Source organism: Alkalilimnicola ehrlichii, assembly GCF_003399765.1.
GTDB lineage: Bacteria > Pseudomonadota > Gammaproteobacteria > Nitrococcales > AK92 > AK92.
On the sequence record NZ_NFZV01000001.1, the window covers coordinates 64,749 to 77,478 of the forward strand.

10 protein-coding genes and 1 pseudogene are annotated in these 12,730 nt (G+C 56.3%); 5 read left to right on the forward strand and 6 right to left on the reverse strand.

Annotated features, from left to right (window positions below; genetic code table 11):
- Window positions 1–120: 120 nt before the first annotated feature.
- Window positions 121–1,710 carry a methyl-accepting chemotaxis protein gene (locus CAI21_RS00305; protein WP_116300458.1) on the reverse strand — a complete coding sequence of 530 codons (1,590 nt, stop codon included), beginning with the start codon at window positions 1,708–1,710 and terminating at the stop codon, window positions 121–123.
- Between the two features lie 236 nt (window positions 1,711–1,946).
- Between CAI21_RS00305 and CAI21_RS00310 the strand changes: the two genes are divergently transcribed.
- The 4 genes and pseudogenes from CAI21_RS00310 (at window position 1,947) to CAI21_RS00325 (ending at window position 5,283) form a co-directional block, all read left to right on the forward strand.
- Window positions 1,947–2,369: a PRC-barrel domain-containing protein gene (locus CAI21_RS00310; protein WP_181919193.1), complete on the forward strand. Its 423-nt coding sequence runs from the start codon at window positions 1,947–1,949 to the stop codon at window positions 2,367–2,369.
- Window positions 2,370–2,529: 160 nt separating this feature from the next.
- Window positions 2,530–3,185 (forward strand): annotated as a pseudogene (locus CAI21_RS00315) (rhomboid family intramembrane serine protease).
- Between the two features lie 253 nt (window positions 3,186–3,438).
- Window positions 3,439–3,873 (forward strand): phasin family protein, encoded by a 435-nt coding sequence (locus CAI21_RS00320; protein ID WP_181919194.1) that lies wholly within the window; start codon window positions 3,439–3,441, stop codon window positions 3,871–3,873.
- Between the two features lie 855 nt (window positions 3,874–4,728).
- Window positions 4,729–5,283 (forward strand): porin family protein, encoded by a 555-nt coding sequence (locus tag CAI21_RS00325; RefSeq protein ID WP_116300461.1) that lies wholly within the window; start codon window positions 4,729–4,731, stop codon window positions 5,281–5,283.
- A gap of 149 nt (window positions 5,284–5,432) precedes the next feature.
- Here CAI21_RS00325 and CAI21_RS00330 read toward each other — a convergent pair whose 3' ends face one another.
- From CAI21_RS00330 to CAI21_RS00340, 3 genes are all read right to left on the reverse strand, one after another.
- Window positions 5,433–5,912, reverse strand: a complete 480-nt coding sequence (locus CAI21_RS00330) for a CDP-archaeol synthase (protein ID WP_116300462.1) — start codon at window positions 5,910–5,912, stop codon at window positions 5,433–5,435.
- A 161-nt stretch (window positions 5,913–6,073) separates the two neighbouring features.
- Window positions 6,074–7,837 carry a potassium/proton antiporter gene (locus CAI21_RS00335; RefSeq protein ID WP_116300463.1) on the reverse strand — a complete coding sequence of 588 codons (1,764 nt, stop codon included), beginning with the start codon at window positions 7,835–7,837 and terminating at the stop codon, window positions 6,074–6,076.
- 260 nt (window positions 7,838–8,097) lie between these two features.
- Window positions 8,098–9,315, reverse strand: coding sequence for a GGDEF domain-containing protein (locus CAI21_RS00340; protein WP_116300464.1), 1,218 nt, complete (start codon window positions 9,313–9,315; stop codon window positions 8,098–8,100).
- 283 nt (window positions 9,316–9,598) lie between these two features.
- Here CAI21_RS00340 and moaA point away from each other — a divergent pair, with 283 nt between their 5' ends.
- Window positions 9,599–10,612, forward strand: a complete 1,014-nt coding sequence (gene moaA, locus CAI21_RS00345) for a GTP 3',8-cyclase MoaA (RefSeq protein ID WP_116300465.1) — start codon at window positions 9,599–9,601, stop codon at window positions 10,610–10,612.
- Window positions 10,613–10,629: 17 nt separating this feature from the next.
- On the opposite strand, the gene aroE is transcribed toward moaA, so the two are convergent.
- Window positions 10,630–11,454 carry a shikimate dehydrogenase gene (gene aroE / locus CAI21_RS00350; RefSeq protein WP_116300466.1) on the reverse strand — a complete coding sequence of 275 codons (825 nt, stop codon included), beginning with the start codon at window positions 11,452–11,454 and terminating at the stop codon, window positions 10,630–10,632.
- A 19-nt stretch (window positions 11,455–11,473) separates the two neighbouring features.
- A complete protein-coding gene (locus tag CAI21_RS00355; protein ID WP_116300467.1) occupies window positions 11,474–12,727 on the reverse strand; it encodes an inorganic phosphate transporter in 1,254 nt (417 codons plus the stop codon).
- Between the last annotated feature and the right edge of the window lie 3 nt (window positions 12,728–12,730).

The following is a 12,730-nucleotide window of genomic DNA, read 5'->3' on the forward strand; positions in this document are numbered from 1 at the left end:
TTCAGGGTGGAGTTAGGGACAGGGACGCGGATTGCAAGCGAAGTCAGCAGCTTGGCAGAAAGAATAGCGTGCGGCGATGGATTTCCAGTCGCCGCACCTTATCGGATTGTTTGGAAGCGATTACCGATGGCGCTTATCGGCACTGTTCTGGCCGCCGTATTGAAGTAGAAAACCGCGCAGTCGTGTGACGATTTCCAACAGGTTCTCGCCGGTTCGAGTCGTTTGACGCGCGGAGTCCGCCGTTTGTCGAATATGATCGCTAATCTCAGTAATGTTCTTATCGATTTCTTCCGCGGCGGTGGATTGTTGTTGCGTGGCGGTGGCGATGTGAGCGCTCATGTCGTTGATGTCCTGCATCATACGTTCCGTGGTTTCGATACTGGTGCCGGCCTCGGAGGCCAGCTCGCGCACGGTGAGCGTTGTCTTGCGGCCAAGTTCCATGGCGCTAACGGCGGCTTGTGCGCCCCGCTCCAGCCGTTCGATCATCTCCGCGATCTCGTTCGTCGAGGTGCCGGTGCGGTTGGCTAAGGTTCGGACTTCGTCTGCGACGACGGCGAAACCGCGCCCTTTGTCGCCGGCTCTTGCCGCTTCGATCGCTGCATTGAGTGCCAACAAGTTAGTTTGTTCGGCGATACTGCCGATCACATCGAGAACGCTTCTGATGCGTTCGCTTTCCTCGCTAAGATGATTGATAGCGTCGGCGGCTTGTTCGACCTCGTTGGCCAAGCTTTCCATAGCTTGCGCTGTGCGCAAGACAACGGATTTGCCCGCCTGCGATCGATGTTTTCCTTCAGTCGCTAGATTCGCAGCCTCCGCTGTTTTGGCGGCAATTTCTTGGACCGTAGCGGTCATTTGGTTCATCGCCGCAGCGGCTTGTTCAAGCTCGCCGCGCTGAATGATGATGGCGTTACCGGTTTGTGCCGCACCGGCTTCCATGGACTCGGCGGCCTTTTGTAGGTGATCGCTGATATCGCCTATCCGGCCCAGAACGGTTTGCGCTCGCGCTTCCGTCATCGCAAGTGCCAGTTCGAATTGCGCCACTTCGTCTTGTCCGCGGCCGTAGACCAAGCGCCCGATAGCATCGTCGAAAATAGGCTTCGTGGCCGCCGCGCGTTTGCGCAAGCGCTGGGTCAGCAGATGGGCGCCGACCCCGGCGAGTCCTACGCCGCCGAGCGTTAAAAGCAGCGTTAAGCCGCCGGAGAGCTGCGCGCTGCCTAGGGCAAGCCCAAGCAGTAAAGCACTGGCCAGGCTGGCTGCCGTTTTGTTTCGCTGATCGAGCAGTGTGTCGAGCCGGAAACGGCGGCCCCGGTTGATGTGTTGGTACAAACGTTCGGCGTAGATCACTTGGCTACGGGCCGGGCAAGTTCGGACCGACTCGTAGCCGATACAGCGGCCGTTTTCATAGATAGGAGAAACGTAGGCGCTAACCCAATAGTGATCGCCGTTCTTGCAACGGTTTTTCACCATGCCTATCCAGGGGCGGCCTGCTTGTAGCGCGGTCCACATCGCAGCGAATGCCGCCGACGGCATATCCGGGTGACGAATAATGTTGTGCGGTTGGCCGAGGAGTTCATGCCGACCATAACCTGCGACCTCGCAAAAGGCGTCATTGACATGGGTTATAGTCCCATGCAAATCCGTGGTACTGATTAAGCGTATGTTGGGAGAATACAGACGCTCTTGGCCGGTCACAGGTAGGTTCTTCCGCATGAAATTTCGAGGCTCCTCCGCTGAAAGGACGGATAACAGGGTTTTACTTGCGGCGAGAGCGCGAAGCTGCTTTCTACCTATTAAGGAATAATTGATTATAATCAAATAATACCAAGGAGGTAGTCAAGAATGTCACAGCTCTGCTAGCCGAATCCGCTACTGGGATCGGCCGATTGCCCCAACTCCATAGGGCTATGACGACCGTTTGTGGGAGAGTCATGAAGATGGGGTATGGAATGAGAGCAGCATTGCAAGGGCTTGTGGCGCTTGCATTGGCGGCCGGTTGGTCCGGAGGGGTTGTCTCTGCTGTGGCTGATGAGGTGCGAGATTCGCCGCAGGACGTTGCCGATTCGGCGGCGCAACTGGAGCAGCTATTGGCTAGACAGGTCGGAAATCCTGTCGTTAATCCGCGGGGAGAAGAACTTGGCGAAGTCCGAGAGGTGGTTCGAAACCCCGTCACCCAGCAGCTGTTTGTCGTTGTTACCACCGGCGGCGTACTTGGGATCGGAGCGCGAGATGTCGTGGTGCCGGCTGACGCGTTTGCCGTGACGGAGGGAGAACTGCTGCTTCGCCAGGATCTGAGCCAGGAGCAGTTTGAGCAGTTTGCCGACGATCTTGCGGAGCACTACGAGGAGATGGCGCAAGGCCAAAGGCCCTAGTGTCCCGGCTGTCCAGGGCGCACTTCATGAATCAAGTGCTTGCGTGATTGGCCTCTAGCAGGCTCCAATCTTCGGGTTCAGAGCCATGCCTGCTTGTGGCGTCGAGGCCAGGGGGGTAGCATCGCTGAAAAACACGAGCAACTGATGGACGGCGCAACGCATGAATACTGAGGTCTCCGGCAGCGAGCGGCGCTTTGTGGTATTTCCGCCCGTTATCACAGCTCTGCTGGTGTTGAACGGGGCGATTTTTTTATTCAACCGTATTTTGCCGATTTTCTGCTCGCTCACTTCGCGCTTTGGCCGCTGGGCTCGCCTGAGTTGGTGATGTCTCCCGCAGGGCCTGCTCTGATCCCCGAGTTTCAGCTCTGGCAGTTGGTTACCTACAGTTTTTTGCACGGCGGTACTTTTCACCTGTTCGTCAATATGTTTGCTATGTGGATGTTTGGCGTCCAGATTGAGAACCTATGGGGGTCTCGGCGCTTCGCTTTCTATTTCTTCGTATGCGTGATCGGGGCTGCTTTAGTGCAGTTGGTCGTGGCAACGCTTGCCGCAGAACAAGGCGACGTCTACCCAACCGTAGGCGCCTCTGGCGGCGTATTCGGTATTCTGCTTGCCTTCGGGGTGTTGTTCCCCAACCAGCGGATTATGTTGCTATTTCCCCCTATTCCGCTGAAAGCGAAGTGGTTCGTTATCCTCTTTGGCTTGTTTGAGCTGGGTGCAGGTATTTCCGGCTCCAGTGCCGGCGTTGCCCACTTTGCTCACCTTGGCGGCATGCTCTTTGGTTTGTTGCTATTGCTGCTTTGGCGACGATCTTGATGTACGCACCGACGAAGACCGACGCACGATTTAGGTGACAATTTGTCGAATATAGCGATAGCCTCTTTGCTTGTTTCCGCTTGTCCCCATGTAGCCAAAGGTGCAATCTCGATGACTGATGACTCCGAGCTGGGCGCGCTGGCGTTGTCGGAAAGGGGCGGTGTTTTCCTCATGCATTCGGGAAGCGGTTTCCCATGCAATTTATTGTCTGTGTTCTTTCAGGATGAAACTTCGGCTCAAAGGAGGGCCTGTTATGGCAGAGCAGACGCAAACGGTACGTGAATTTAATCAGCAAATGGATCGAATGGTTTTGCCGGCCCAGCGGGTTGGCGCGCTGATGATGAATAATATTGAACGAATGGCGCAGTTCCAGCTTAACACTATGCAGGCTTACAGCCATATTGCCTTCCGGCAATGGCGCGATGCGCTGGAGATTCGCGATCAACAAAGCTTGCGCGAGTTTTTTGGTAAGCAGAGCGAATGCATGCGCGAAGTCGGTAAGAAAATGGCCGAAGATACGGAAGTGTTGGCGAGTATCGGCCAGGAGTTTGCGCGTCAGGCGCAACATGTTGCCGAGGAGAACGTACGCACGATGACCGACATGACGCATGCGCTAGAGCGCGCGGCCCAACAAGATGCGCAGCGGGCAGCGGAACGGTCCGGCAGCCGGCGTTCGGCGAATGCTTAATGGAATGAGGGCTTAGCGGTTGTGGGGGAGCGATCAACGCGGTTTTTCGCGTTGCTCCCTTGAAGATCTGGATCGGCAGCCCTATAACCTAAAATAGGTTGGGGAGTGGGAAGTTTTGTCTAAAGAAGGGCGTCCCTTTGTAGCTGTCTCGCTGCTCCCCGTCTGCTTTTCCAGATAGAAAGGACCGGCTCACGCTTTCGCGTAGAGCCGGCCAACGACAGCAGCCCATAGGAGAAAAAGTGTCCCCGGCACGCGGGCCTTGACCCGCCTTTCAAGTGCCCCGTGCCGGAGACGGGGAACGCTATTCCTGTCTATACATCAGACAGCCTTACCGTTTTGGGAGGGCTAACCTCCCGCTTCGTCTATAGGAGGTAGCTTGGCCGTGTTCTGGCTGAGCGTGCCTCCTTGCACCTGGTTGGGTTCCGGCTGGCTTGTCAGCCGCTTGCCGGCACCCTGCTTCCCAGTCGTATTTTGTATAAAGCAGGAATGATGCCAACTCGTGTGATTCGTGTGGTTATGCGGGTTTCCGGGCATCCATTGTCTAGTGCAGCAGCTAAAAGCGTTGTCTTTGCGCGACAGAGACCACAGATTTCACCAGGAAGCGCTTGATCTGGTTGAAAAAGCAACTGTCTCTAAAAAGCGACAGTTGTGAGGTGGGGCTCTCAACGCCACCTCGGGGGTGACCTTAAGAGCTCCGCCGACCGCGAGCGCTCCGTGGGTTGTGGAGTTCTTGTCATGGAACCGAAGCCGGCTAGTTGGCAAGCAAGCAGCCCAGGTGAGGCTTGAGGTGGCTGATCGGCTTCCTGCCTATGATCCGAAGATGTAATTAACGTAAGTGGACAAGGAGCAAGTCCTATGAAGAAGTATCTTGCAGTGGCAGCGGCGATGGGCTTTGCACCCGCGCTTGTCTCCGCTCAGGTGGCGCATGGCGGCGGTGCCGCTACTATGACGGGCCCGGTGGAAGGTGATAGGGAGATTACTCTCTTCGGTTCCGGTCGTAGCGACGTCGATTTCGATAACAATACGATCTCGGTGAATGGCTCATTTGCCCAATACCTGACGGACGAGTGGTCGTTAGGGGTCCGTCAAGGTATTGACTACATCGACCGGCCTGACGAGAGTTCGATCTGGCAGGGCTCGACGGCGTTGTTTACACAATGGCACTTCGGTGCACCCGATGCGATGGTGCGGCCGTTTGTCGGAGTTAACTTCGGCGGTTTCTACGGCGACAATCTTACCGACACGTGGGCAGCTGGTCCTGAGGTCGGTGCGAAATGGTATGTCCAACCGCAGACGTTTATTCTGACCCAAGTGGATTATCAGTTCACTTTCCGCAATGCGGATGATCTGGACGAGGACTGGGACGACGGTCGTTTCAATTATCACATAGGGGTTGGTTATAACTTCTAGTTCATTGTGGCGGGTGCTCAGGGCGGTTCTTCCTCGCATTGGGCCTCCGCTGTTTTAGGTGCCCCCGGGTATCCCCAACCCTCCGAAGGGGTAAAGGATATCCGAGGGGCTCCTTATGCGACGTTCTAAGCGCGAAGGCATACTAGTAACTAGTAGGGTTGGCTACGCACTCGTGCTGCATATAGGAGAATGGAGAGGCTTAGGTCGACAACGACAAAAATTGCCACTACCAGGATGACCTCCGCAAAGCTTAATCCTAGTACCGGCATGAGTATCAGAGCCGGGAGCAAGGCCTCGGGGATCTGATCCAACCCACTGGCAAAGCTGCTAGGGGGGTAGCCAAGACGCCTTTTGACAAAGCTTGAGAACAGATCGCCTAGCATGGCTGTAGCAGCTATGAGCAGCCCGATGGCGACCGAAAAGCCGAACAAGCTTGCGGCCAAGGTGGTCAACAGGGCGGAAGCGACTACCCCGAGGATGGTTTTTGAGGGGCCGAATAAAGGTCGTCCGTCATCATATAGCCGTCCTCCATCCAGAGCGTATAGGAAACGTGTGCCCGCGATATTGCGAGCCAGTATCGGTGCGCCGTTGGCGATTAGCAGTAGTAGCAGAACCTTTAACGCAAGCATGTTTCGTCACTCTGCCTCGGTCAGCGAACCAGAACGAATACCATAGGGGCCGCGGGCGGCGTCCCATAGTCGTCTGTAACAGAAACATTGGGTCGCTTAGGCTTTGCAACAGTATTTAAGGAAGTGCTAGATGTCTCTTCGTGTTGTTTGGGCGCAAGGATTTAATTCTTGTTCGATCTTTTCTTGACAGCCCGTTTGTTGGGAGAGCGAGCTATCTTCAAGCCGACTTTGGTGATTTTGCCGGCCTCCAGTTCTCGTACTACCAGCTGGAAGCCTTCAAATCGGATGCGGTCGCCAACAACCGGCTGATGCTTGAAACGGCTGTATAAGTGGGGGCCGATCAGCTCGGAGGCAGCGCCTTTGTAAGGCAGTTTTAAGCCATAAGCATCGGCCAGATCGCCCAGCGGCGTATCGGCGCTAATGACGAACTCCCCGAAGAAGCGGTGTTCTTCCAGGCGCTCCTGCTCGGCGCTGGCGCCAAACAACCGATCTAGTGCGGGAAGTTCCCGCGAGGTGGTTAAAAGGTATACGTAGTCGCCGACTTGTAGGGTTTGATGGTGCGGTTTATCTAGCGGCTCCCCATTACGAATTAGGGTTAATAGGCGCGCCTGTTTCGGTAACGGAACGCGGTTGGCTGGCCAGTTGACGACTTCGGAGCGCGGTTGAAGCTGATAGCCGACGAATTCATGATCGTGTTGGCCTGGAATGTCTAACTCCATGCGCTGCGATGCGCCGGTAACATGAGGCACTTCGATGCGTAAGAACCGAGCTAAGGGCGCGATGGTCCAACCTTGGGCGATGAGCGAGACCAAGACGATAAAGAAGGCAATGTTGAAGTAATCGCGCGCACCTTCGACGCCGGCGAGAATGGGGAAAAGGCCTAACAGGATCGGTACGGCGCCACGTAGGCCCACCCAGCTGATAAAGACTTGTTCTCGCCACGGGAAACGGAACGGCAGCAGGCAGATAACCACGGCCAAGGGGCGTGCCACCAGAATCAATACTCCGGCAACTAACATGGCTTGACCGGCTACCGGTAATAACTCCGAGGGCGTGACGAGCAGCCCGAGCATGAGGAACATGCCGATTTGACTCAGCCAGGCAATGCCGTCATGAAAGCGGCGGATGTTTTGTGCTGCCTGATGGGGGCGGTTGGCAAGAATAATGCCCGCTAAGTAAGCCGCAAGAAAGCCGCTGCCGCCGATAACGGCAGCGATGCCGTAAATGAGTAGGCCGCCAGATAGGGCGAGTAGCGAGTACAGCGAAGGCGTTAACGGCAAGCGGTTTATCAGTGCTGTGAGGCCCCTTCCGCCGATAATGCCAATCAAGGCGCCAATGCCCATCTGGCTGGCAAATTCGATTGCCATGCCCCAGCCGAAGCTTGTGTACTGACCGAGCAAGAAGTCGATGAGTGCAATGGTCAGGAAAATGGCCATCGGGTCGTTGCTGCCCGATTCGATCTCCAAGGTGGCCTGCACCCGCTGTTTGAGTTCAAGCCCACGGGAGTGCAACAGGTTGAAGACTGCGGCCGCGTCGGTAGAGCCGACGATAGCGCCGATCAGCAAGCCAGCCATCCAATGAATGTTAAATAGCCAACTGACGAATAGGCCGGTTACGGACGCAGTTATAACGACGCCGACGGTGGCCAGCGACAAAGCCGGTTTGAGGCCGACGCGGAAACTGCTGGTCTGGGTGCGTAGGCCGCCGTCAAACAGAATGATGGCAAGCGCCAGGCTTCCGATCAGATGCGCGCCCTGAATATCGTCAAAGTGGATGCCAACTGGCCCTTGCTCGCCGACCAGCATCCCAATGACGAGGAATACCAATAGCAACGGGGCGCCAATACGGCTGGAGACGACGCTCGCGAGGATGCTGACCGTTAGCAGTAGTCCAACACCGAAAATGAATTGGTTGGTGAGCTCCAAGAAAACCGCCTTTCGTCTCTAATGCCGTCTGCGCTGACCGGGTTTGCCGTGCATTGTTTTAGACGTCGACAAGAGAAAGATTATAACAGGAAAAGCGACAGCCTTATCTTCAGCCCATCATGAGAGTCTGACGTACGTCTTCGGGTTCCGTATAGGGCGCGATTAGGGCTGTTTCTAGTAAGCGATTAGGTTTATCGGTGCGGATCAGGGGGAGGGCAGGAGCAAAGGGCGGTGAGCTTACTACGCGCCCTTGTCTGCCTTCAACCGACATCCAGGCTTCCGGTCGCATAGCGCATGCGTTCGGCCCCGACTGGGGAGGGGGTGTTCGCCGGAATGTTAGATGGCGTTGTTTTTTCTTGCGCCCGCTGTTGTTGGTTGGTGAATAAGCGATTGTCGGCAGCTTCGATTAATATCTCCGGTAGATCGCCATCTTCCGGAAAAGCGGCTGCGCCTATGCTGGCCGTCAAGTCGAAACTGTGACCGTCGACTTCAAATGGATCTTTCAACGCCTCCTGAAGGCCAATTTTCAGTTTTGCCAGTGCTGTGCCGACATCGGCATCGCTGAAGATGATCATAAACTCGTCAATGCCGGCACGAGCGACTGTGTCGCAGCGCCGCAGCCGTTTCTGTAACCGTTGCGAAACCGCTTTTAACACCTTGTCTCCCGTCTCGTAGCCGTGCTGCCTATTCAATAAGCCGAAATCGTCGATATCCAGCAAGATGACAGCGGCACCTATGCGGTGTCGTTCGGCGTACAGCAGGGTTTGCTCCAGGCGATCGAAGCCTAGGGCGCGGTTAGGAAGTCCGGTCAGTGGATCTCGGTGTGCCATGAAGCGCATCTGCTCTTCCGTTTTGCGTAACATAGCTTCTACGGAGTGGCGTTCGAGCACTTCCCTGCTAAGCTCGGCACTGCGTTTGGACAGTCGTTCTTCGGCGTCGGCCAGAATCGCGCGCGAGACGCCGAGAATACTGCCAAGGGTAAGCAGACTGAAGCCTAAAAAGATTAAGGCCGTTGTGCTGTGATCGGTCATTAACCAGTTGGCATGTTGAGCGGCGGCGAACGCGAATAGCAACAGCACCATTAAGCTGACCAGGACACCGCCCGTTTTTACTCCTTTTATAAAGAAGGCAGCAGCCGGAAACAGGGCGAACCAATAAGGCCCTGTTTGATCGATACTGGCAAAGACGCCTTTCATAAGGACGATGAACAACACGGCGAGCACAATATTCTCGCTAGCATTTATGCGACGGGTTTTATGGAGAAAGACTAAGTTGCCGACGATGCCGGCTAGCATGAGGCTGTTGATCAGCGCTAACCAGTAGATGCCTTCGATGATATATAGGGTGCCGAGTACCGGGATGAGGATAAGACCCATGCCGGAGAAACCGACGACGAAAAGGTACTGTCGTAACTGGGCATCGGTGACCCCACCGTAGAGGCTACCGAAGAATCGATGAAAGAGCTGTGCCGCCTGCATGGTCTAAGTCCTTGACTCTAAAGGCTGTGGTGTGCTGAGTTGCGTCCCGTAACTCGGAGGCCGGTTATCTTTTGACCTTAATTTAATACTTAGTATACCAACTACATAACTTCTTCTGGCAAGTACTGTTTTCAATTGCGTGTATCCGAAAGATACTCATGAGTCTTAAAGTGGCCTTTGTTTCTAGTCAAGGAGTTATGGCAATGTGGAGCGATATGGGGCGCTGCCGTGATAGCCTGACAGCGCATGGCAACGAGCAAACGACGAAACAACGGGGTAACTTATGGCGCAGGTGAGCCGCGAGGTGGAGCGGCAGGAGTCGACCGCTTTAGTGGATCGGTTCGGTCGTAGTAAGCAGAAGTTACGTATTTCGATTACCGACCGGTGCAATTTCCGTTGCGGCTACTGTATGCCGGAAGATCCCGAGTGGCTGCCGCGAGAGGCTTTGTTGAGCTATGAAGAGTTGCTGCGTCTTGCCAAGCTGTTTGTAACGGAGCTGGGGATCCGGCGAATTCGCGTAACCGGGGGCGAGCCGCTGCTACGTAAAGGCGTCGATCGGTTTGTGGCGAGTTTATCGGCATTGCGCGAGGCGGGTCTTGAGCGGATTTCGATGACGAGCAACGGGGTCTTGCTAAGGCGTTATGCGCCGGCGTTGGTTGCGGCCGGTTTGGACGATGTGAACGTGAGCATCGATGCGATTTCCCCAGCGCGTTTTCAGGCGCTGACAAAAGGAGATCTGCAGCCGGTGCTGGCCGGCATCGAGGCGGCCCAAGCGGCGGGTTTGCCGGTCAAACTCAATGCCGTGGTTATCCGCGATCATAATGAAGACGAGATACTGCCCTTAGTGCGCTGGGCGTACCGCCAGCGTGTCCCCTTGCGGTTCATCGAGTTCATGCCGTTGGACGGCAATGGGGCCTGGTCGCCACAGAAGGTGGTGCCGGAGGCAGAGATTATTGAGCGTCTGTCGCCTCACTTCGCTATTGAGCAGCTACCCAGGACGCGCGAGCCCGCGCGCTATTATCGCGTTAACGGCGACTATCGCTTGGGCGTGATTTCCACGGTCTCGAATCCATTTTGCGAAAGCTGCGACAGAGTGCGGCTAACCGCAACGGGCGAGATTTTTCCCTGCTTGTTCTCGCCGGTTGGGGTCGATCTGAAAGCGCCGCTACGTGCCGGTGCGGGCGATGCGGAACTGGTTGAGCGGATTCGCGCAGCCGTTTGGCAGAAGGGGCGGGGGTTTGCAGTCTCGGCCGGTTATGTGCAGCGTTCGGTCAGTATGCACTCACTAGGCGGTTGAGCCCGCCGCACAGGCGATTAATCGGCCATGGCTTGTCGCAGCACCTCGATAACGGGTGCCGTATCCGGGCTAATGCCGCGCCAGATAAAAAAGGATTCCGCAGCTTGCTCGACGAGCATGCCCAAGCCGTCCAGCGCTAATGCCGCGTCATGCTCAAGAGCCCATTGCTGGAAGACGGTGGGTATATCGCCATAGACCATGTCGTAGCAGCTTGCCCCTTCTCGTAGCAGCGTGTGCGGTAAGGGCGGTAGTTCTCCCGTCAGGCCGGCCGAAGTGCCGTTGATCACGATATCGAAGCGCTCGCCGAGCGCGTCATAGCCGCAACCTTTGACCGGAAGCTTGGCATTAAACAGTGCGGCGAGTTCGATCGCTTTGGTTTCGGTGCGATTGGCGATCGTGATGCTTTCCGGCAGCTCTCCCAGTAACGCTGGTAATACTCCGCGAACTGCTCCGCCTGCGCCGAGTATCAAGATCCGCTTTCCGGCCAGGTGGACCGCGTGATTGTTGCGGAGGTCACGAACAAGCCCTGTTCCGTCGGTATTGTCGCCGAAGATTCTCCCGTTGCTCTCGAACAAAAGCGTATTTACCGCCCCTCCGGCACGGGCTCTTTCGCTTACGCTGTGGGCAACTTCTCGGGCATCTTGCTTGAAAGGAACCGTGATATTAAGCCCCTTGCCACCGCTGTCGCGAAAGGCCTCCAACGCTTGTTGGAATTCGCCGAGAGGAACGAGGATCTTTTCATAGCTCAACGCCTGCCCGGTTTGCTCTGCGAACAGCTGGTGGATTTGCGGCGATTTGCTATGAGCAACAGGGTTGCCCATCACAGCGTAGCGATCGCTCATAAACACTCCCTCCGAGCAGTTAGTTGCCGAAAACGGCGCGCAGGATATAGAAGAAAACGATAGCCAGAATCCCGCCCGCCGGCAGCGTGACAACCCAGGACATAAAGATCATCCGGACCACGCCCAAGTTCAAGGCGGCAATGCCGCGAGCCAGACCCACGCCTAGTACGGCGCCGACTAAGGTATGGGTCGTAGAAATGGGTAGCCCTAGCCCGGATGCGAACACGACGACGCTTGCTGCCGAGAGCTCGCAGGCAAACCCGCGGCTCGGTGTGAGCTGGGTAATATTCTTGCCCACGGTGGCGATGACTTTGTGCCCCAGCATCAGCAGGCCAAGCACGATACCAACGGCTCCTAACACCAATACCCACAACGGCATGACGGCCGCTTCTTGAACCTGCCCGGTGTGGACCGCGCTGACGATGGCCGCGACCGGACCGACGGCGTTGGCCACGTCGTTCGAGCCATGGGCGAAGGCCATCGCACAGGCTGTAACCACCATGAGGATGCCGAACACGCGCTCGACATTCGCATAATGGAACTCGCGATCCGCCTGCGGATCGAGTTGCAGGCGTTGAATGAAGAATTTGCCGATAAGCATAACGACCAGGCCGACGGCGAAGGCGTAGGCATAGGCTTGCCCGGTGCTTAGCTCAAGCCCGACATGAGCCAGCCCCTTCAGCATGGTCATCAGGGCCATAACGAAGCCGGCCAGGAACATATACAGCGGAACGTAGGTTTTCGCCGCTTGCAGAGGATCTTTGCGGTCGAGAATCAGCCACTGCACGCTGCGGAACATCGCATAAGAAACCGTGCCGGCGAGTAACGGCGAGACGACCCAGCTCATCGCGATGGTGCCGATTTGCCCCCAATGAACGGCGTGCCAACCCAAGGCTGCAATGCCGAAGCCGACGATGGCGCCGATGATCGAGTGGGTGGTGGATACCGGCCAGCCCATCCGTGACGCCACCAGTAGCCAAACACCGGCGGCAAGTAGGGCGGCAAGCATGCCGAATACGAGGGTCTCGGGTGTGCCAGCGACCAAATCGGTATCGATAATGCCGCCGCGAATCGTGGAAGTGACGTTGCTGCCGGCCAGTACCGCCCCGGCAAATTCGAAGATGGCGGCGATGATGACCGCTTGCTTAATGGTCAGGACGCGGGAGCCGACCGAGGTGGCCATGGCGTTAGCCACATCGTTAGCGCCGATCCCCCAGGCCATAAACAGGCCAAACGCAGCGGCCAAAATCAGATAATAAATGCCGAATTCCATGGG